This window comes from Cupriavidus sp. FW305-F7, from assembly GCF_058782875.1.
In genome coordinates, this window is record NZ_JBYSYC010000051.1 from 14,824 (window position 1) to 34,673 (window position 19,850).

Here is a 19,850-nt window from a genome sequence, read left to right on the forward strand (position 1 = left end):
AGCCCTGACTTCGCCTGCATAACAAGACCTGAGGAGACAAGCCATGCAGCTGGATCTGCTGATCCGGGACGCCTGCGTTCGCGACGACGCGCCCCTGACCGATATCGCCATCCGCGACGGCCGCATCGCCGCCATCGAGCCCGGCATCGACGTGCCGGCGCATGAAGTGATCGAGGCCGGCGGCCGCGCGGTCATCCCGGGGCTGGTCGAAGCGCACCTGCACCTGGACAAGGCCCTGCTGCACCGCCGCCTGCCGGCGCGCTTCGGCACGCTGGACGAAGCCATCCGCGTCACCGGCATCCTGAAAAGCAAGCAGCAGCGCCAGGATGTGCTGGACCGCTCGCGCCAGGTGCTGGAGATGGCGGTCAGGAACGGCACGGTGGCGATCCGCGCGCATCCCGATGTCGACCTGATCCAGGGGCTGATCGGAGTGGAGACGCTGCTTGAGCTGAAATCGGAGTACCACGATCTGCTCGACCTGCAGATCGTGGCCTTCCCGCAAGAGGGCATCCTGAAATCGCAGGGCACCCGCGAGCTGATGACAGAGGCCATGGACATGGGCGCCGATGTGGTCGGCGGCTGCCCGTACAACGAGCTGAGCTGGGTCGACACCATGCGCCATATCGACATGGTCTTCGAACTGGCGCAACGCTATGACGCGCCGGTCGACATGCATGCCGATTTTGCCGACGACACCGGCGACCAGCGCTTTGCCGCAGTGTCATATATCGCGCAGAAGACCATCGAAGCCGGCTACCAGGGACGCGTGTCGCTGGGCCATGTCACGAGCCTGGGCGCGCTTGACGCGGCGCAGCTGCAGCCGCTGATCGAGCAGATCCGCGAGGCCGGCATCAGCATCGTCACGCTGCCCGCCACCGATCTCTATCTCGGCGGCCGCACGGACGTCCAGAACCAGCGCCGCGGGCTGGCGCCGGTGAAGGCCCTGCACAGCGGCGGGGTCAACGTGGCGTATTCCTCGAACAATATCCGCAATGCCTTCACGCCGTTCGGCAAGGCCGACATGCTGCAGATCGGCAACATGCTGGCGCACGTGGCCCAGTTCGGCGTGCCCGAGCACCAGCTCGCGGTGCTCGACATGGGCACGCACAACGCCGCGCGCGCGATCGGCCTGCACGACACCTATGGCCTCAAGGTAGGGCGCCAGGCGGACCTGGTCGTGCTCGATACCTTCCAGGTGGCCGATGCGCTGATCGACATCCCGCCGCGGCTGTGGGTGGTCAAGCGCGGCAGGATCACCGTCGTCACGCAGCATCGCTGCGAGATCCATCGGCACCGGTGCTGCCCGCACTGACAGCAATGCCCGTTCCCCGTCCATCAAGGAGTCGATCATGAGAAAGCTGCCTGCCGAAGTCGTGGCCTCACTGCTTGCCATCACCACCGTTCCCATCGCCGCGCATGCCTCGCACCTGCCGCCATGGGCCATCTTCATCAGCTGGGCCGCGACCTTTGCCATGGGCGGTCCCACGCCGGAGAACCTGAAGAAGATCTGGCCGACGCTGCCGGTGGGCTCGCTCTTTGCCTTTGTCATTGTGCTTTGCTTCCGCCAGGCGGCCGAGCAGTTCTCCGGGCCTGCGCTGATCGTGGCGGAGATGGTGATCCTGTTCACGCTCAACGCTTCGATGATGTACCTCGCACGCGTGTTCGTCACGCTGCGCTTCATCCCTGGCATGTTCTTTGGCTTTGCCTCGTATTTTGCAACGCTGTTCGGCGGCTTCGGCCCGGTGCCGGGCGATCCCGTTGCCGCGCTCGGCGCGGTGATCGCCATGAATGCGCTCGGACCGGCCTATGCCTGGATCAAGCATCACTACGCCGCGCCGGAATCCGTTGCCGAACGCCCATGGCAGGGCTGGAAGACGGAGGCCTGAGCCGACGCGTCCTGCCGGGTTTGCGTGCCAGGCGCAGCGTGACCCGGCGTCATCATCGAATCATTATCGCGGCTGCCGGCGCGCAGGGAAGGCCAGCGTCGGCCGGCCGCCGCGTATCCGGGGGAAGTGGGTATGGAATTTCTGGGTGAAGTGGATCCTTGCGGCACCGGCACGTCGCGCCGGGCATTCCTGGCCGGGTCGGCCGCGCTGGCGGGCAGCACGGTATTGCCTGCAGTCGGGCAGGAACTGGCACAGGAGCCGGCGCAATCCGGACGTGCGGGGCTGGCGCATTCGTCCGCGGGCATGGTCACGAGCCCGCATGGACTGGCCAGCCAGGCGGGGCTGGAGGTATTGAAGGCCGGGGGCAACGCCATCGAGGCGGCGATTGCCATCGGCGCGGTGCTGAGCGTGACCTATCCCCACTTTACCGGCCTGGGGGGCGACGCCTTCCTGGTGGTCAGCGACCGCGGCGGTAATGTGCGCACGTTCTCCGGCATCGGCCAGGCCGCGTCCGAGACCTCGGGCTATGCCGGCACCATTCCGCTGCGGGGCCCGGCAGCGGCGCTCACTGCCGCCGCTACCGTTGCGATCTGGGACCGAGCCTTTGCCTTCAGCCGGGACCAGTGGGGCGGCACGCAGTCGTGGTCGTCGTTGCTGGCGCGGGCCACCGAGTACGCCGCAAACGGATTCCCGGTCACGCCGTCGCAGTGCTTCTGGCAGGAGTTCCGCTCGGCGGACCTGTCAGGCTGGGATGGCTTCGAACAGGTCTTCATGCCAGACGGGCGCATGCCCAGGCCCGGAGAAATGTTCCGCCAGCCTGAGCTGGCCCGCACCCTGGACCGGGTGGCGACACAGGGCGGGCGCGAATTCTATGAGGGCGACCTCGCAGGTCGCCTTGCCGCCGGGCTGGCCAAGGCCGGCTCGCCGTTGCGCGAACATGACCTGGCGCGATGCCAGGCGCGCGAAGAAGTGCCGCTGCGTGTCGCCTACCGCGATGGCGAACTGCTCGGCCTGCGGCCGCCCACGCAAGGCGTGACCACGCTGGAGATCATGGGCATCCTCGACCGGTTCGATCTGTCCAGTATCCCGGAAGGCAGCGCGGACTATTACCACCTGCTGGTCGAGGCGGTGAAGCTGGCGTTCCTGGACCGCAACCGCTACGTCGCCGATCCCGATTTTGTCGACGTGCCGCTGGACCGGCTGCTGTCGAAGTCCAATCTCGATGCCCACGCGCGCCGCATCCGCATGGACCGCGCCATGGCGTGGCCGCATGTGTTCAGGCCCGGCGACACGGTCTACATCGGCGCCGCCGACCGCGCGGGCCGCTGCGTGAGCATGCTGCAGACCGTCTATTTCGACTGGGGCAGCGGCCTGGTCGTCGGCGACACGGGGGTGCTCTGGCACAACCGCGGCGCATCGTTCAGCCTCGATCCCGCCAGCCCCAACGTGCTGCGCGGCGGCAAGCGGCCATTCCATACCCTCAATCCCGGCATCTACCTGAAGCAGGGCCGGCCGCACCTGCTGTACGGCACGCAAGGCGCCGATGGCCAGCCGCAGACACTGGCCGCGGTGCTGACACGGATGATCGACTACGGCATGGATCCGCTGACAGCACTGCGCCGCCCGCGCTTCCTGCTGGGCAAGACCTTCTCGGACAGCCGCGACAGCCTCAAGCTGGAACAGGATGCCGGCCTGCCGGTGTTCAGCGAGCTTGCCGCGCGCGGCCATCAGCTGAGCCCGATTCCTGCGCAAAGCCAGCTGGCCGGCCATCCGGGCGCGATCCGGATCGATGCCGGCGGGCAGCTTAGCGGCGCGCACGACCCGCGCAGCGATGGCCGGGCGCTGGGGGTATAGCGCGCGGCGCTTTCCTGGTGACGCTGCGCTGTACCGGTGCGTCATCCAAGAAAAAGCCCTCGGCCAGGGAGGACGAGGGCCACAAGTGGTAGCGGGCGAGTCGCAGTACGCCCGCATGCCATGATGGTGCCGCTACGCGATCCGGGCATCCCCAATTCTGGGGATGTTGCTTTCCACTGCGCGCTGATAGCACCACCATCAATGGAGCAAAGGGGTGTGCAATTCCCTGAAATCGAACGCGTCCGATTTGTCATTGATGCCATGAATCGTCAGCACGGCATCGTGGGTCATCGCCAGCTGCAGGCCTGCGGCAATCGCGGCATCGCGGGACGGGTAGACCGGTCCCGGGTTATCGGGGTCGTATTCCAGGGCCCACTGCGCGTCTCGCGTGAGGATGATCTCGATGGACTTGATTGGCATCGCCAACTCCGTTTCTTGTGGACGATGTGTGGTCGCGCGGGCGTGGAGAAAGGGCCTGGCAACGGGGGAGCCGGTGCCAGGCCAGTCCGCCTGTGGAGCACTGTGATGCTGACGCCGTGCGTGGCCCGGCCTGCAGCAATTCCAGCGTAGGCCAGCGCTGGGGACATGACTGCAAACAACTGCAAACGCGGCGTCCTGGGAAATAGATAGCGGGGGATCCGGCGGCCAAAGAAAAAACCCGCGAAGCCTTTGGCTATCGCGGGTTTCTAGACCTGCTGGTACTGCATCGGACTGAATACTGGTGGAGCCGGCGGGAATCGAACCCGCGTCCGTAAGCCCTCCACAGAGAGTTCTACATACTTAGTTCTGTCATTTGATTTAACCGGCGCATCGCGGACGAACACGCTCTACGACGGCGAGTCACTAAATTTTCGTCCCCGGCTTCGTGACCCTTCCGGAGCTTATCTGACGTAAATGACCTCGCGTGGTCTTGCGACCCTAGCCCGTCAGCGAGCCAGTGCGAGGACGGCCGCAATTAAGCGGCCAGTGCGTAACGTTCGTCGTTAGCAGTTATTGCATTCCCATTGATTAACGAGGTGACGGGTCCTCGGTATGCCCTCCACTGCTTTGTAACCCACGTCGAAACCAGGTCGGCCCCAGTGAGGAAGATGGATTGTACCCGGTTGGACGCAAGCTGTCGCGGGGAGTTCCTGGCGCGGCCAGGACACCCCTGCGACACAATCAGGCGACCGCGGCGGGCACCAGCAGCGGGATCAGCTCGGCCGGGTGGCGGATCAGGTGGTCGGCGCCCCAGGTCTCGGGCGGCTCGGCGTCACCGCAATAGCCATAGGCGGCGGTGACGGTGATCATGCCGGCGGCCTTGCCGGCCTGGATGTCGCGCAGGTCATCGCCCACGTAGACGCACTGGCGCGGGTCGACGCCGGCGCTTGCCGCGGCATGCAGCAGCGGGGCGGGGTGCGGCTTGGCGTGGGGCGTGGTGTCGCCGCTGACCACGGCGCTGGCGCGCGGGGCCAGGCCGATCGCGGCGACCAGCGGAACGGTGAAGCGTGCGATCTTGTTGGTGACGATCCCCCACGGGATGCCCGCTGCCTCGAGCGCGGCCAGCACTTGCGGCATGCCGTCGAACAGGCGCGTGTGGACCGCGATGTCGGCCTCGTAGTAGTCGAGGAAGACGTCGCGCAGGGCCGGGAACTCAGCATCCTCCGGGCGCAGCCCGAAGGCTGCACCCAATAGTCCGCGCGCGCCGTGCGAGGCGACGGGACGCAGTTTCTCATAGGCCACCGGCGGATGGCCGCGTTCGATGACCAGCCGGTTGGCGGCAGCCGCCAGGTCCGGCGCGGTGTCCGCCAGCGTGCCGTCCAGGTCGAAGAAGACCCCAGCGATGCCGGCCGTCATGCTGCCACCCGGCAGAACGCCATCATGTAGTTCACATCGGTGTCGCGGCCCAGCGCATACACCTGCGACAGCGGGTTGTAGGTCATGCCGCGCATTTCCACCAGGTCCAGCCTAGCTTGGCGGGCAAAGCGCGCGAGCTCAGACGGGGTGATGAACTTGTCGTAGTCGTGCGTGCCGCGCGGCAGCATGTTGAGCACATATTCCGCGCCGACGATGGCCAGCAGGTAGGCCTTCAGGTTGCGGTTGATGGTCGAGAAGAACACATAGCCGCCGGGCTTCACCAGCGTCGCACAGGCTTGCACGATCGATGCCGGATCGGGCACATGTTCCAGCATCTCCATGCAAGTCACCACATCCACGCTGGCCGGTTCACGCGCGGCCAGCGCTTCTGCGGCGATCTCCTCATAGGTGACGGCAACGCCGGACTCCAGGCTGTGCAGGTCTGCCACCTTCAGTGCCTTAGTCGAGAGATCGATACCGCGTACCGTGGCGCCCAGGCGCGCCATGCTTTCGGACAGGATGCCGCCGCCGCAACCCACGTCGACCACGCGCTTGCCGGCCAGGCCGGCGATGCCGTCGATCCAGCCCAGGCGCAGCGGGTTCAGCTCATGCAGCGGCTTGAACTCGCTTTCCGGGTCCCACCAGCGGTGGGCCAGTTCGCTGAACTTGTCGATTTCCTTCGGATCGGCATTGCGGCGCGGCTGGTCCTGATTGGCGGCGTCGGCTGCGGAAAGGGTTTGCGATTGCAACGTCATCGTATGCGGGGCCGGCGGCACTAGCCGCGCCGGCGGTGTGAAGGGAAGAGAGGACAGTCCGGGCAACTGTACCAAAAAAAAAGCCCAGCTTGCGCTGGGCTTTCTTCATCGGAAGGGATCCGATTAACGTGCGCTGCGGGTGCCGACCACTTCGACTTCCACGCGGCGGTTCGGCTGCTGGCAGGCGATCTGGGACTTGCGGTTGCCCTTGCACGACTTCGGATCGACCTTCAGCTGGCGCTTGCCCTTGCCTTCGGTGTAGACACGGTTGGCTTCGACGCCCTTGCTCACCAGGTAAGCCTTGACCGATTCAGCACGGCGGATCGACAGGCGATCGTTGTACTTGTCCGAACCGAACGAGTCGGTGTGGCCAACGGCGATGATGACTTCCAGGGTGATGCCTTGCAGCTTCGAGACCAGGTCGTCCAGCTTGGCCTTGCCTTCCGGCTTCAGGACAGCCTTGTCGAAGTCGAACAGGGTGTCAGCAGCGAAAGTGACCTTCTCGCTCGAGACGACCGGCGGGGCCACCGGGGCCGGTGCCGGTGCCGCTACGGCCGGGGCCAGGGCGCCGTCGCACAGCGCGTTGGCCGTGGCCGGGGTCCAGGAGCTGTCGCGCCAGCAGAGCTCGTTCGTGCCATTCTTCCACACGTACTCGCTCGTACCGTTGCCCCAGTTGTCGTTCACTGCCTTCTTTTCATAAGGGACGGACTGAGCTTGAGCGGATGCAGCCATTACTGCGGTAGCTGCAACGAGCGCGAGCTTGGCAAATTTTTTCATATTTCTCCTCTCAGGATGAGATCACCGCAGGGTTACTGCGAGCAAATGGACGAAAACAAGTCATACATTCTTCGGAGTATAACATTCTCGATGTGGTGGATGCTCCACTTCGAACAATGTCTGGCTCTTCGCTGGGGAATTGTGCCACAAGGGTCGTTTCCTAAGAAGTAAATATATTCGATTCGCCGCATGGGTTTTGGGCCTGTGGTGTTTGTGCAACACGGGTCTTGTGTCGCCCGCAAAGCCTTGTGGCATCAGGGATTCCAGGTTTCAGTCAGGGCCTCGGGAGGTGCGCGTAAGGGCTGTCCGGAGAGCGGGAGGCGGGGGGTGGCGGCATGTTAGAATGGCACGTTGCCCAGCCGTCAGGCGCCCACTGTGCCGCGCGCTAAAGGGCCTGTCATTCGCTTAAACCTGCCGCATAAACCACGCCGCAATGGATCCATTCGCAAAAGAAACCCTTCCGGTCTCCCTCGAAGAGGAAATGCGCCGCTCCTATCTTGATTACGCCATGAGCGTGATCGTGGGTCGGGCGCTTCCTGATGTGCGGGACGGCCTGAAACCGGTGCACCGGCGCGTGCTGTTTGCGATGCACGAGCTCAACAACGACTGGAACCGGGCCTACAAGAAGTCGGCCCGTATCGTCGGCGATGTGATCGGTAAGTATCACCCGCACGGCGATACCGCAGTCTACGACACCATCGTCCGCATGGCGCAGAATTTCTCGCTGCGCTACATGCTGGTCGACGGCCAGGGCAATTTCGGTTCGGTCGACGGCGATAACGCCGCGGCCATGCGTTATACCGAAATCCGCCTGGCGAAAATCGCCCACGAGATGCTGTTCGACATCGACAAGGAAACCGTCGATTTCGACAGCAACTACGACGGCTCTGAAAAAGAGCCTTCAATTCTGCCGGCGCGTATTCCCAATCTGCTAATCAACGGTTCGTCCGGTATTGCGGTGGGCATGGCCACCAATATCCCGCCGCATAACCTGAATGAAATCGTTGACGGCTGCCTGCACCTGTTGCGCAACCCGCAGGCCACGGTGGATGAACTGATTGAATTGATTCCCGCGCCGGATTTTCCGACCGCCGGGATTATCTATGGTATCCAGGGCGTTCGCGAAGGCTACCGCACCGGCCGCGGCCGCGTGGTGATGCGGGCCAAGACGCACTTCGAGGACATCGACCGCGGCCAGCGCCAGGCCATCATCGTCGACGAGCTGCCCTACCAGGTCAACAAGCGCACCCTGCTTGAGCGCATTGCCGAACTGGTCACTGAAAAGAAGGTCGAGGGCATCTCCGACATCCGCGACGAGTCGGACAAGTCCGGCATGCGCGTGGTGATCGAACTCAAGCGCAACGAGGTGCCTGAGGTTGTCCTCAACAACCTGTATAAGAACACCCAGCTGCAGGACACCTTCGGCATGAACATGGTGGCGCTGGTCGATCGTCAGCCGCGCCTGCTGAACCTGCGCCAGATGCTGGAGTACTTCCTGGCGCACCGGCGCGAAGTCGTCACCCGCCGCACGGTGTTCGAGCTGCGCAAGGCGCGCGAGCGCGGCCATGTGCTGGAAGGCCTGGCCGTGGCGCTGGCGAACATCGACGAATTCATCGCCATCATCAAAGCCGCACCGACTCCGCCGATCGCCAAGCAGGAACTGATGGCGAAGGCATGGGATTCGGCCCTGGTCCGCGACATGCTTGCACGCGCCGAAGGCGAGACGCCGGGCGGGCGCGCCTCCTATCGTCCGGACGGGCTGCCGCCCGTGTTCGGCATGCAGGCGGATGGCCTGTACCGGCTGTCCGATGGCCAGGCGCAGGAAATCCTGCAAATGCGCCTGCAACGCCTCACCGGGCTGGAACAGGACAAGATCGTCCAGGAATATCGCGACATCATGGCGGTAATTGCCGACCTGCTGGATATCCTGGCGCGGCCGGAGCGTATTACTACCATCATCGTCGACGAACTCACCGCGATCCGCGCCGAATTTGGCGATGAACGCCGTTCGCAGATCGAGCTGAACGCGACCGAGCTGGATACCGAAGACCTGATCACCCCGCAGGATATGGTGGTCACGCTGTCGCACAGCGGCTATATGAAGAGCCAGCCGATCTCCGAGTACCGCGCGCAAAAGCGTGGCGGGCGCGGCAAGCAGGCGGCAGCGACCAAGGAAGACGACTGGATCGACACGCTGTTCGTGGCCAATACCCACGACTACATCCTGTGCTTCTCCAACCGCGGCCGGCTCTACTGGCTGAAGGTGTACGAGGTGCCGCAGGGTTCGCGCAACTCGCGCGGGCGCCCGATCGTCAACATGTTCCCGCTGTCCGAAGGCGAGAAGATCAATGTGATCCTGCCGGTCAAGCAGTTTGACGCCGAGCACTTCATCTTCATGGCCACAGCCCGCGGCACGGTCAAGAAGACCGCGCTGACCGAGTTCTCCAATCCGCGCAAGGCCGGCATCATCGCGGTCGACCTGGACGAGGGCGACTACCTGATCGGCGCGGCCGTGACCGATGGCCAGCACGATGTGATGCTGTTCTCCGACGCCGGCAAGGCGGTGCGCTTCGACGAGAACGACGTGCGTCCGATGGGCCGCCAGGCGCGCGGCGTGCGCGGCATGAACCTTGAAGACGGCCAGACCGTGATCGCCATGCTGGTGGCGCCGGCCGAGACCGCCGAAGAGGCTGAGGCGGGCGTGCGCGGCAGCGTGCTGACCGCGACCGAGAACGGCTATGGCAAGCGTACCCCCATTGCTGAGTACACTCGACACGGCCGCGGCACCAAGGGCATGATTGCGATCCAGACGAGCGAGCGCAATGGCCGTGTGGTGGCGGCAGCACTGGTTTCGCCCGAGGACGAGATCATGCTGATCACCACCGGTGGCGTGCTGATCCGTACCCGCGTGGCCGAAATCCGCGAAATGGGCCGCGCCACGCAGGGTGTCACGCTGATCAACGTTGACGAAGGCACCAAGTTGTCCGGGCTGCAGCGCATCGTCGAAAGCGATGCCGACAACGGCGCAGGTGGCGAAGAGGCTGAAGACGCCGACGGCGCAGAAGGTGCTGCCGGGGCCGACGCGGACGCTAATCCGTAAGATAAATCGTAAATTGTTGCAACAATAGGACGCCAGCCGGAACTCGCCTCGCGGCTGTCCGGACTAAAACGGACGTATTTACCAGGGAGTCACAATGCTCAAAACCTATCGACGTATCGCTGTTCTGGCTGCTTTCGTTCCGACCTTCATGATGGCGCAGCATGCACACGCGCAGGATGCGGAAAAGACAGCAGCCATCAAGGAACTGCTTTCCGTCATGCAGGCGGACCAGGCCGTCAAGGGCCAGGCCGAAAACTGGCAGCAAGGCGCCAAGCAGGAAGCTCCGCTGGTGCTGGAACAAGTGCTGGTCGAGAACAAGACCCTGAACGACAAGCAGAAGCAGGCCGCTGTCGAAAAGCTGAAGAAGAACGGCGCGGTCCAGCGCATGGTTGACGGCGCCGGTTCGGCGTTCAGCACCGATGGCTTCCGCAAGGACGCGATCCAGGCGCACTACGATGCCTTTGGTAAGTACTACTCGACGGCGGAACTCAAGGACCTGACCACCTTCCTGAAGTCGCCGACCGGCCAGAAGTTCATGGCCAACCAGGGCAAAGCGACCCAGGAGATCTGGGGCTCGATGATGCAGAAGTACGGCCCGCAGGTCGGCAAGTCGATGCGCGACGCCGCCGAGAAGGAAATCACCGCCGCTTCGAAGTGATGCTGGCGTGATCCGCGACTGACTCAGACCGCCGCCCACCTGCAGCCTTGCAGGCCGGTGCGGCACCGGGGCCGGGCCCCGGGTGCCCAACGGGGCGCGGGTTTTGAGGGATAATGGCTGCTTGGGTAACACCGGCAGCCATTTTTCCATTCTCCGTCTCATGAACGATCCCCAGAATCCCGCTCTTGCCGGCATGATGCAGCGTGCATTGGCCGAACGCGTCTACAACTTCTCGCCCGGCCCGGCTGTGCTGCCTGCCGAAGTGCTGCAACAGGCTGCGGAGGAGATGCTGTCCTGGCGCGGGACCGGGGTCTCGGTGATGGAGATGAGCCACCGCAGCCGCGAGTTCGAGGGCATTCAGGCCGAAGCGATCGCGGACCTGCGCGAACTGCTGCATATTCCCTCCAACTTCCATGTGCTGTTCCTGCAGGGCGGCGCCATTGGCGAGAACGGCATCGTGCCGCTGAACCTGATGCGCCTGCGCAGCGCCGACGCGCCCAAGGCTGACTTCGTCGTCACCGGCACCTGGTCGGTCAAGACCGAGCAGGAAGCCCGCCGCTATGGCGCGGTCAATATCGCGGCCACCAGCGAGGCGCAGAAATTCCACCGCATCCCCGACGTCGCGGACTGGAAGCTGTCGGACGATGCCGGCTACGTGCACCTGTGCACCAACGAGACCATCGTCGGCGTGGAGTTCCAGAACATTCCCGATATCGGCCAGGTCAAGGGCGACCGCATCGTGGTGGCGGACGCTTCCAGCCATATCCTGTCGCGCCCGATCGACTGGTCGCGCGTGCAGGTGGTCTACGGCGGCGCGCAGAAGAATATCGGCCCGGCCGGCGTCACCATCGTGATCGTGCGCGATGACCTGATCGGCCATGCCCACCCGCTGTGCCCGTCGGCATTCAACTGGCGCCTGGTGGCCGAGCACAACTCGATGTACAACACGCCGCCGACCTATGCGATCTATATCGCCGGCCTGGTCTTCAAATGGCTCAAGCGCCAGGGCGGCGTGCCCGCGATCGAGCAGCGCAATATCGCCAAGGCGTCGGCGCTGTACAACTACCTGGACCAGAGCGATTTCTATCGCAACGAGATCCATCCGAGCTGCCGCTCGCGCATGAACGTGCCGTTCTTCCTGGGCGACGAATCGCGCAATGAGGCCTTCCTGCAGCAGGCGCGGGCCAACGGCCTGGTGCAGCTCAAGGGACACAAGACTGTGGGCGGCATGCGCGCCAGCATCTATAACGCGATGTCGCTGGAAGGCGTGATGGCGCTGGTCGATTTCATGCGCGAGTTCGAGCGTACGTCCGCCTGACGCGCATTCCTGCTGGCTGCCCGCGCACGTCAGGCACAGTGCGCCGGCAGGCAGCGGTCAGTTTTTCTCCGGCCGCCGCGCCCCGGCGGCCCACCGGATTCATACAAAATGACAAGCCAAGACCGCACCCCCGCGCGCGAGGAGACGCCGCCGAATGAGCAGCAGAACGACAGCCACCTGAGCGAAGCCGAGCGCAAGCTGTCGGTCGAGCTGAGCCCGCTGCGCGAGCAGATCGACACCGTTGACCGCGAACTGCTGGCGATGCTGAACCGCCGCGCCAAACTGGCGCTCGAGGTCGGCGAGGTAAAGAAGAAGTACGGCGCGCCGGTGTTCCGCCCGGAGCGTGAGCTGCAGGTGATCCGCAAGGTGCAGGGCGCCAACCCCGGCCCGCTGCTGGGAGAAAGCGTGGCGGCGATCTGGCGCGAGGTGATGTCCGCCTGCCGCGGGCTGGAAAAGCCGCTGGAAGTGGCTTTCCTCGGCCCGGCCGGCACGTTCTCCGAGCAGGCGCTGTATGCGCACTTCGGCCATGAGGTGTCGGGCGTGCCTTGCCCGAGCATCGACGAGGTGTTCCGTGCCGTCGAGGCCGGCACGGTCGAGTACGGCGTGGTGCCGGTCGAGAATTCCACCGAGGGCGCGGTGTCGCGCACGCTCGACCTGTTCCTGCAGACTTCGCTGAAGATCAGCGGCGAGATTGCGCTCAAGGTGCATCACAACCTGATGGCATCCACGCCCGACATGCAGGGCGTAACAGTGGTGCGCGCGCATGCGCAGGCACTGGCGCAGTGCCAGCACTGGCTGACCGCCAACTACCCGCACCTGGAGCGTCAGGCGGTATCGAGCAATGCCGAGGCCGCGCGCATGGCCAGCGAAGACCCGACCGTGGCTGCGATTGCCGGCGAGTCCGCCGCCAACCGCTATCACCTGCATATCGTGCGCACGCATATCCAGGACGATCCGCACAACCGCACGCGCTTTGCCGTGATCGGCCGCTATGAGACCGAGCCGTCGGGCAGCGACCAGACCTCGATGATCCTGTCGGTGCCCAACAAGGCTGGCGCGGTGTACCAGTTGCTGGCGCCGCTGGCGGAGAACGGCGTGTCGATGTGCCGCTTCGAGTCGCGCCCGGCGCGCAGCGGCGCGTGGGAGTACTACTTCTACGTCGACGTGGAAGGGCACCAGCATGAGCCGGCAGTGGCGCGCGCCATCGAAGAGCTGCGCCGCAATGCGGCCTACCTGAAGGTGCTGGGCTCGTATCCGTCGAGCAAGTAAGGCAGCCAGGCAAGAACAAGGAGACGAGATGGCAGAGCAGGGTAAGCAAGGCGGCACGGTGTTCGGACCCGGCTATGTGCGGGCGATTTCGCCTTACGTGGCCGGGAAGCCGATTTCGGAAGTCGCGCGCGAGTTCGGCCTGGACGAGGCCGGCATCGTCAAGCTCGCCTCCAATGAGAATCCGCTCGGCATGCCCGAGTCGGCCCGACGCGCGGTGGCCGATGCGGTGGCTGAACTCGGCCGCTACCCGGATTCCAACGGCTTTGCGCTGAAGGGCGCGCTGTCGGCGCGCCTCGGCGTGCCCGCCGACTGGCTGACGCTGGGCAACGGCAGCAACGACATCCTGGAGCTGGCCGCGCATGCGCTGGTGGAGCCGGGCCAGTCGATCGTCTATGCCGAGTACTCGTTCGCGGTCTACGCGCTGGCCACGCAGGAGATCGGCGCACGCGCCATCGAAGTGCCCGCGCGCGACTACGGCCATGACCTCGAGGCGATGGCCGCGGCGATCGCGCCGGATACGCGCCTGGTCTTTATCGCCAACCCGAACAACCCGACCGGCACGTTCGTGCCGGCCGCGCAGATCGAAGCCTTCCTGCAGCGGGTGCCGGCCAGCGTGGTGGTGGTGCTGGACGAGGCGTACAACGAATACCTGGATGCGGACCAGCAATACGATTCGCTTGCCTGGGTGCGCCGCTACCCGAACCTCATGGTGTCGCGCACGTTCTCCAAGGCCTATGGCCTGGCGGGCCTGCGCATCGGCTACGCGGTGGCGCAGCCGGAGCTGTCGGACCTGCTGAACCGCATCCGCCAGCCGTTCAACGTCAACAGCGTGGCGCAGGCCGCGGCCATCGCCGCGCTGGGCGATGCCGACTTCCTGCGCCGCAGCGCCGAGCTGAACCGTGCCGGCAAGCGCCAGCTGACTGATGCCTTCAACCGGCTCGGGCTGGAATATGTGCCGTCGTCCGGCAACTTCGTGATGGTGCGCGTGGGCGATGACGACGGCGCCGGCGCGCGCGTCAACCTGGCGTTGCTGAAGCAGGGTGTGATCGTGCGGCCGGTGGGCAACTACAACCTGCCGCGCTGGCTGCGCGTGACCATTGGCCTGGCCGAGGAGAACGCGGCCTTCATCGCGGCGCTGGAGCGGGCGCTGGCGTGAGCGCGGCTACAATCGCGGCGTTTTGCAGCGTGTAGCGGCGGGCTGCTTGCCTGCCGCTTTGCCAATCATCGATTTACCTCGGCCTGGTCCGAGCCACTGCCCCTAGCGGCCTGAGATTGTGAGTGCATTGCATTTTTCCCGTGTTGTCATTGTCGGTGTCGGCCTGATCGGCGGCTCGCTCGCGTTGGCGCTCAAGCGCGCCGGCGTGGTGGGCACGGTGGTCGGGGTGGGGCGCTCGCCGGCCTCGCTGCAGAAGGCGCTGGATCTTGGGGTGATCGACGAGGCCGCGACGCTGGCGGATGCCGCGCGCGGCGCCAGCGTGATCGTGCTGTGCGCGCCGGTGGCGCAGAACTTTGCGCTGCTGCACGCGCTGGAGCCGCATCTGCAGCCAGGCACCATCGTCACCGATGCCGGCAGCACCAAGTCGGACGTGATCATGGCGGCCAAGACGGCGCTGGGCGACAAGGTCGCGCAGTTCGTGCCGGCACACCCGATCGCCGGACGCGAGCTCAACGGCGTGGAGGCGGCGCTGCCGGACCTGTACGTTGGCAAGAAGGCCGTGCTGTGCCCGCTGCAGGAAAATTCGCGCGCAGATGTCGCCGCGGTGCGCGCCATGTGGGAAAGCGCCGGCGCAGAATGCCACGTGATGTCGGCGGTGCAGCACGACGCGGTGTTCGCCGCGGTCAGCCACCTGCCGCACGTGCTGTCGTACGCGCTGGTGGCGCAGGTCGCCAATGCGGAAGATGCGGCGCTGAAGCTGGGCTTCGCCGGCGGCGGCTTCCGCGATTTCACGCGCATCGCGGCCTCGTCGCCGGAGATGTGGCGCGATATCTGCGTGGCCAACCGCGACGCGCTGCTGCGTGAGCTGAATACCTACCAGTCGGTGCTGGCGCACCTGAAGGCGCAGATCGAGAAGGGCGACGGCGACGCGCTCGAACGCATCTTCGCGCGCGCCAGCAAGACCCGGCTGGCCTGGGGCGCAGAGCGTGCCGCGGGCAACCATACCGAACCCTGAACCAATCGCCTGACCGCGGCGCCCCGGCGCCCACGAGAACCATGGAACACCTGACGCTAGGCCCCCTGACCCGCGCCAACGGCACCGTCCGGCTGCCGGGCTCGAAGAGCATCTCCAACCGCGTGCTGCTGCTGGCCGCACTGGCCACGGGCGAAACCCGCGTGCGCGACCTGCTCGATTCCGACGACACCCGTGTGATGCTGCAAGCGTTGCGCACACTCGGCGTGGCGTGGCGGCAGGAAGGCGACGACTACATCGTCACCGGCGCCGGCGGCAATTTCCCGAACAAGTCGGCCGAGCTCTTCATGGGCAATGCTGGCACCGCGATCCGCCCGCTGACTGCCGCGCTCGCGCTGCAGGGCGGAAGCTACAAGCTGTCGGGCGTGCCGCGCATGCACGAGCGGCCGATCGGCGACCTGGTCGACGGCCTGCGCCAAGTGGGCGCCGTGATCGACTACCTGGGCAATGAAGGCTTTCCGCCGCTGCATATCCAGCCGGCCGGCATTCGCATCGATGCGCCGATCCGCGTGCGCGGCGATGTGTCGAGCCAGTTCCTGACCGCGCTGCTGATGAGCCTGCCGATGGCGCAATCCGACAGCGGCCGCATCGAGATCGAGGTGGTGGGCGAGCTGATCTCCAAGCCGTATATAGAGATCACGCTGAATCTGCTGGCGCGCTTCGGCATCCAGGTCGAGCGCCAGGGCTGGGAACGCTTCGTGCTGCCGGCAGGCGCGGCTTACCGCTCGCCGGGCGAGATCTTCGTCGAGGGCGATGCGTCGTCCGCTTCCTATTTCCTGGCGGCCGGCGCAATCGGCGGCGGCCCGGTCCGGGTGGAAGGCGTGGGCATGGCCAGCATCCAGGGCGATGTGCGCTTCGCCGAGGCGCTCAACCGCATGGGCGCCAATGTGATGGCCGGCGACAACTGGATCGAAGTGCGCGGCACGGAACGCGACGACGGGTGCCTGCACGGCATCGAACTGGACTGCAACCATATCCCCGATGCGGCGATGACGCTGGCGGTGGCGGCGCTGTTTGCCGAAGGCACGACCACGCTGACCAATATCGCCAGCTGGCGCGTCAAGGAGACGGACCGTATCGCGGCGATGGCGACGGAACTGCGCAAGCTCGGCGCAGTCGTGGAAGAAGGGGCGGACTACCTGCGTGTGACGCCGCCGCAGCCCTGGCAGACTCCGGCCGAAGGCATTGGCACCTATGATGACCATCGCATGGCGATGTGCTTCTCGCTGGCGGCCTTCGGGCCGCTGCCGGTGCGGATCAATGATCCGGGCTGTGTGGCGAAGACGTTCCCGGATTACTTCAGCGTGTTTGCGGGCGTGACCGGCTAAGCGCTGGCCAGGTTGGCGTGGTCGCGGGCAGCCCCGGCCTGGCGGCGCTCGCGCTTCTCCCAGTAGCGGTCGAAGAAGTAGTGGGCCACGGTATTGACGGCCGGTTCGATGAAGGTGATGGCGCCGCTGATGGCGAGGCTGCCGGTCAGCGCATACGTCACGCTGAACGCGATGCCAAGGTGCATGATGCCGAACGTCAGGGTTTTTGCCATGGTAGATTGCCTCGCGACTGGACGGAAAGGGCACCGTGCCGCGGCTGCGGCGAAGTGCCATGAATCAAATGATAATGATTCTCAATTGAATTCACAATCAATCGTTTCTCTTGGTTTTATAAATAATGACTATCGTCAACGTCATCGCCATTGACGGGCCGACTGCCTCGGGCAAGGGCACTGTCGCGCACAAGGTTGCGGATGCCGTGGGCTTTCACCTGCTCGACAGCGGTGCCCTGTACCGGCTCGTGGCGCTGGCCAGCGACCGCGCCGGGATTGACCTGGCGGACGTGGACGCCCTTGCAAAGATCGCTTCCCGCCTCGATGTGAAGTTCGGCCCTGACCGCGTCTGGCTGCAAGGCGAGGAAGTCAGCCTGGCAATCCGCGCCGAGGCGATCGGCAACCGGGCCTCGGCCATTGCCGTGCACCAGCCGGTGCGCGACGCGCTGACCCAGCTGCAGCGCAGCTTCCGCAAGCTGCCGGGGCTGGTGGCCGACGGCCGCGACATGGGCACCGTGATCTTCCCGGATGCGCCGCTCAAGGTGTTCCTGACCGCAAGTGTTGAGGCGCGCGCTCGCAGGCGCTATAAACAATTGATTGATAAGGGAATTTCTGCTAATATTGAAGACCTTTTGCGTGACCTTGAAGCGCGCGATGTACGGGATCGCACCCGCACCGCCGCGCCGCTTCGTCCCGCCGAGGATGCAAAGCTGCTGGATACCTCCGATATGACGGTGGACCAGGCAGTGGCGCAGGTGCTGGAGTGGTTTGCCGCTGTGCGGCCCGGTGCATGAGATGCATGCGGGCGCATCAGTAGAAGCGGCGTACCCCGACGGCACCAGATGGCGCCAGCCCGGGCAAGACTTGTGGCTGGCTTGTGTCAAACCTGACCCCGCTGCCCTGGCAGACTGAGCGCGATAGTCGCGCCGGCCAGCGTATTGCGGATTTCACCTTACGTTTATGTCCGACCTGCAAACTAACGAATCCTTTGCCGCACTGTTCGAGGAATCCGTCGCCCGCTCCAATATGAAGGCTGGCGAAGTGATCTCCGCTGAAGTCGTGCGCATCGACCACAATTTCGTGGTCGTCAATGCCGGCCTCAAGTCCGAGGCATTCGTGCCGGTGGAGGAGTTCCTGAACGACCAGGGCGAACTCGAAGTGCAGGCCGGCGACTACGTCTCCGTGGCCATCGATGCGCTCGAGAACGGCTATGGCGACACCATCCTCTCCCGCGACAAGGCCAAGCGCCTGGCATCGTGGCTGAACCTCGAGAAGGCGCTGGAAGACGGCGAAATCATCTCGGGTACCGTGACCGGCAAGGTCAAGGGCGGCCTGACGGTGATGGTCAACGGCATCCGTGCGTTCCTGCCGGGTTCGCTGGTTGACGTGCGCCCGATCAAGGACACCACCCCGTACGAAGGCAAGACCCTGGAATTCAAGGTCATCAAGCTGGATCGCAAACGCAACAACGTGGTGCTGTCGCGCCGCGCCGTGGTCGAAGCGACCCTGGGCGAAGAGCGCCAGAAGCTGATGGAAACCCTGAAGGAAGGCGCCATCGTCAACGGTATCGTCAAGAACATCACCGACTACGGCGCGTTCGTGGACCTGGGTGGCATTGACGGCCTGCTGCACATCACCGACCTGGCCTGGCGCCGTGTCCGCCACCCGAGCGAAGTGCTGTCGGTTGGCCAGGAAATCACCGCCAAGATCCTCAAGTTCGACCAGGAAAAGAACCGCGTCTCGCTGGGCGTGAAGCAGCTGGGCGAAGATCCGTGGGTCGGCATCTCGCGCCGCTACCCGCAAGGCACCCGCCTGTTCGGCAAGGTGACCAACCTGACCGACTACGGCGCGTTCGTCGAGATCGAAGCCGGCATCGAAGGCCTGGTGCACGTGTCGGAAATGGACTGGACCAACAAGAACGTTGCGCCGTCCAAGGTTGTCCAGCTGGGCGACGAAGTCGAAGTCATGGTGCTGGATATCGACGAAGACAAGCGTCGTATCAGCCTGGGCATGAAGCAGTGCAAGGCCAATCCGTGGGACGATTTCTCGCGTAACCACAAGAAGGGCGACAAGCTGGCCGGCCAGATCAAGTCGATCACCGACTTCGGCGTGTTCATCGGCCTGCCGGGCGGCATCGACGGCTTGGTGCACCTGTCCGACCTGTCGTGGCAAGAGACTGGCGAAGAAGCCGTGCGCAAGTACAAGAAGGGCGACGAAGTCGAAGCCGTGGTCCTGGGCATCGACGTCGACAAGGAACGCATCTCGCTGGGCATCAAGCAGCTGTCGGGCGATCCGTTCAACAACTTCATCTCGGCCAACGACAAGGGTTCGCTGGTTCAGGGCACCATCAAGGCCGTTGACGCCAAGGGCGCCGTGGTCCAGCTGGCTGACGATGTGGAAGGCTACCTGCGTGCATCGGAAATCTCCGCTGACCGCGTGGAAGACGCCCGCAACGTGCTGAAGGAAGGCGAGCAGATCACCGCCCTGGTGGTGAACGTCGACCGCAAGTCGCGCAATATCAACCTGTCGATCAAGGCCAAGGACAGCGCAGAGCAGCAAGAAGCGATGCAAAAGTTCCAGGCTGACACCGGCACGGCTGGCACGACCAACCTCGGCGCCCTGCTGAAGGCCAAGCTCGGCCAGGACAACCAGTAATCGCAGGCCCCCG

17 protein-coding genes and 1 other RNA gene are annotated in these 19,850 nt (G+C 64.9%); 12 read left to right on the forward strand and 6 right to left on the reverse strand.

The features are described from left to right. The first annotated feature begins 43 nt into the window (after positions 1-43). From AC3WL8_RS33230 to AC3WL8_RS33240, 3 genes are all read left to right on the forward strand, one after another. Positions 44-1,312, forward strand: coding sequence for an amidohydrolase family protein (locus AC3WL8_RS33230; RefSeq protein WP_492379715.1), 1,269 nt, complete (start codon positions 44-46; stop codon positions 1,310-1,312). Positions 1,313-1,349: 37 nt separating this feature from the next. Beyond that, positions 1,350-1,886 carry a DUF1097 domain-containing protein gene (locus AC3WL8_RS33235; RefSeq protein ID WP_114132327.1) on the forward strand — a complete coding sequence of 179 codons (537 nt, stop codon included), beginning with the start codon at positions 1,350-1,352 and terminating at the stop codon, positions 1,884-1,886. Between the two features lie 132 nt (positions 1,887-2,018). After that, positions 2,019-3,740 (forward strand): gamma-glutamyltransferase family protein, encoded by a 1,722-nt coding sequence (locus AC3WL8_RS33240; RefSeq protein WP_013955838.1) that lies wholly within the window; start codon positions 2,019-2,021, stop codon positions 3,738-3,740. Positions 3,741-3,938: 198 nt separating this feature from the next. Here AC3WL8_RS33240 and AC3WL8_RS33245 read toward each other — a convergent pair whose 3' ends face one another. The 5 genes from AC3WL8_RS33245 to ompA form a co-directional block, all read right to left on the reverse strand. Further along, on the reverse strand, positions 3,939-4,160 hold the full coding sequence (locus tag AC3WL8_RS33245) for a hypothetical protein (protein ID WP_013955839.1): 222 nt from the start codon (positions 4,158-4,160) through the stop codon (positions 3,939-3,941). A gap of 299 nt (positions 4,161-4,459) precedes the next feature. After that, positions 4,460-4,818, reverse strand: a transfer-messenger RNA (tmRNA) gene (ssrA, locus tag AC3WL8_RS33250). A gap of 83 nt (positions 4,819-4,901) precedes the next feature. Further along, positions 4,902-5,576, reverse strand: coding sequence for a phosphoglycolate phosphatase (gene gph, locus AC3WL8_RS33255; protein WP_013955840.1), 675 nt, complete (start codon positions 5,574-5,576; stop codon positions 4,902-4,904). Beyond that, positions 5,573-6,331 carry a bifunctional 2-polyprenyl-6-hydroxyphenol methylase/3-demethylubiquinol 3-O-methyltransferase UbiG gene (ubiG, locus tag AC3WL8_RS33260; RefSeq protein WP_153955021.1) on the reverse strand — a complete coding sequence of 253 codons (759 nt, stop codon included), beginning with the start codon at positions 6,329-6,331 and terminating at the stop codon, positions 5,573-5,575. The genes gph and ubiG overlap by 4 nt, the downstream gene beginning before the upstream one ends. 123 nt (positions 6,332-6,454) lie before the next feature. Then, positions 6,455-7,108, reverse strand: coding sequence for an outer membrane protein OmpA (ompA, locus tag AC3WL8_RS33265; protein WP_012352078.1), 654 nt, complete (start codon positions 7,106-7,108; stop codon positions 6,455-6,457). A gap of 433 nt (positions 7,109-7,541) precedes the next feature. Between ompA and gyrA the strand changes: the two genes are divergently transcribed. From gyrA to aroA, 7 genes are all read left to right on the forward strand, one after another. Further along, positions 7,542-10,208: a DNA gyrase subunit A gene (gene gyrA, locus AC3WL8_RS33270; protein ID WP_436221035.1), complete on the forward strand. Its 2,667-nt coding sequence runs from the start codon at positions 7,542-7,544 to the stop codon at positions 10,206-10,208. Between the two features lie 94 nt (positions 10,209-10,302). Then, positions 10,303-10,866 carry a DUF2059 domain-containing protein gene (locus AC3WL8_RS33275; RefSeq protein ID WP_010812962.1) on the forward strand — a complete coding sequence of 188 codons (564 nt, stop codon included), beginning with the start codon at positions 10,303-10,305 and terminating at the stop codon, positions 10,864-10,866. 160 nt (positions 10,867-11,026) lie between these two features. Further along, a complete protein-coding gene (serC, locus tag AC3WL8_RS33280; RefSeq protein WP_013955843.1) occupies positions 11,027-12,184 on the forward strand; it encodes a 3-phosphoserine/phosphohydroxythreonine transaminase in 1,158 nt (385 codons plus the stop codon). Positions 12,185-12,292: 108 nt separating this feature from the next. Then, entirely contained in the window at positions 12,293-13,453 is a 1,161-nt protein-coding gene (pheA, locus tag AC3WL8_RS33285; protein WP_010812960.1) for a prephenate dehydratase, read from the forward strand. 28 nt (positions 13,454-13,481) lie between these two features. Beyond that, a complete protein-coding gene (hisC, locus tag AC3WL8_RS33290) occupies positions 13,482-14,609 on the forward strand; it encodes a histidinol-phosphate transaminase (RefSeq protein ID WP_153955023.1) in 1,128 nt (375 codons plus the stop codon). A 118-nt stretch (positions 14,610-14,727) separates the two neighbouring features. After that, positions 14,728-15,624 carry a prephenate dehydrogenase gene (locus AC3WL8_RS33295; protein ID WP_249678676.1) on the forward strand — a complete coding sequence of 299 codons (897 nt, stop codon included), beginning with the start codon at positions 14,728-14,730 and terminating at the stop codon, positions 15,622-15,624. A gap of 41 nt (positions 15,625-15,665) precedes the next feature. Continuing rightward, entirely contained in the window at positions 15,666-16,970 is a 1,305-nt protein-coding gene (gene aroA, locus AC3WL8_RS33300; protein ID WP_211980821.1) for a 3-phosphoshikimate 1-carboxyvinyltransferase, read from the forward strand. On the opposite strand, the gene AC3WL8_RS33305 is transcribed toward aroA, so the two are convergent. Beyond that, positions 16,967-17,182, reverse strand: coding sequence for a DUF2061 domain-containing protein (locus tag AC3WL8_RS33305; protein WP_013955847.1), 216 nt, complete (start codon positions 17,180-17,182; stop codon positions 16,967-16,969). The genes aroA and AC3WL8_RS33305 overlap by 4 nt on opposite strands. A gap of 125 nt (positions 17,183-17,307) precedes the next feature. Here AC3WL8_RS33305 and cmk point away from each other — a divergent pair, with 125 nt between their 5' ends. Together cmk and rpsA are read left to right on the forward strand one after the other, a co-directional pair. Continuing rightward, on the forward strand, positions 17,308-17,976 hold the full coding sequence (cmk, locus tag AC3WL8_RS33310) for a (d)CMP kinase (RefSeq protein ID WP_013955848.1): 669 nt from the start codon (positions 17,308-17,310) through the stop codon (positions 17,974-17,976). 166 nt (positions 17,977-18,142) lie between these two features. Next, positions 18,143-19,837, forward strand: a complete 1,695-nt coding sequence (gene rpsA, locus AC3WL8_RS33315) for a 30S ribosomal protein S1 (RefSeq protein WP_010812954.1) — start codon at positions 18,143-18,145, stop codon at positions 19,835-19,837. Positions 19,838-19,850 lie beyond the last annotated feature (13 nt).

Coding starts and splice junctions, on each gene's coding strand:
- AC3WL8_RS33240 (WP_013955838.1), top strand. CDS start 2,019: ATGGAATTTCTGGGTGAAGTGGATCCTTGCGGCACCGGCACGTCGCGC.
- AC3WL8_RS33275 (WP_010812962.1), top strand. CDS start 10,303: ATGCTCAAAACCTATCGACGTATCGCTGTTCTGGCTGCTTTCGTTCCG.
- AC3WL8_RS33235 (WP_114132327.1), top strand. CDS start 1,350: ATGAGAAAGCTGCCTGCCGAAGTCGTGGCCTCACTGCTTGCCATCACC.
- rpsA (WP_010812954.1), top strand. CDS start 18,143: ATGTCCGACCTGCAAACTAACGAATCCTTTGCCGCACTGTTCGAGGAA.
- cmk (WP_013955848.1), top strand. CDS start 17,308: ATGACTATCGTCAACGTCATCGCCATTGACGGGCCGACTGCCTCGGGC.
- ubiG (WP_153955021.1), bottom strand. CDS start 6,331: ATGACGTTGCAATCGCAAACCCTTTCCGCAGCCGACGCCGCCAATCAG.
- gph (WP_013955840.1), bottom strand. CDS start 5,576: ATGACGGCCGGCATCGCTGGGGTCTTCTTCGACCTGGACGGCACGCTG.
- ompA (WP_012352078.1), bottom strand. CDS start 7,108: ATGAAAAAATTTGCCAAGCTCGCGCTCGTTGCAGCTACCGCAGTAATG.
- AC3WL8_RS33245 (WP_013955839.1), bottom strand. CDS start 4,160: ATGCCAATCAAGTCCATCGAGATCATCCTCACGCGAGACGCGCAGTGG.
- serC (WP_013955843.1), top strand. CDS start 11,027: ATGAACGATCCCCAGAATCCCGCTCTTGCCGGCATGATGCAGCGTGCA.
- AC3WL8_RS33230 (WP_492379715.1), top strand. CDS start 44: ATGCAGCTGGATCTGCTGATCCGGGACGCCTGCGTTCGCGACGACGCG.
- AC3WL8_RS33305 (WP_013955847.1), bottom strand. CDS start 17,182: ATGGCAAAAACCCTGACGTTCGGCATCATGCACCTTGGCATCGCGTTC.
- gyrA (WP_436221035.1), top strand. CDS start 7,542: ATGGATCCATTCGCAAAAGAAACCCTTCCGGTCTCCCTCGAAGAGGAA.
- aroA (WP_211980821.1), top strand. CDS start 15,666: ATGGAACACCTGACGCTAGGCCCCCTGACCCGCGCCAACGGCACCGTC.
- hisC (WP_153955023.1), top strand. CDS start 13,482: ATGGCAGAGCAGGGTAAGCAAGGCGGCACGGTGTTCGGACCCGGCTAT.
- pheA (WP_010812960.1), top strand. CDS start 12,293: ATGACAAGCCAAGACCGCACCCCCGCGCGCGAGGAGACGCCGCCGAAT.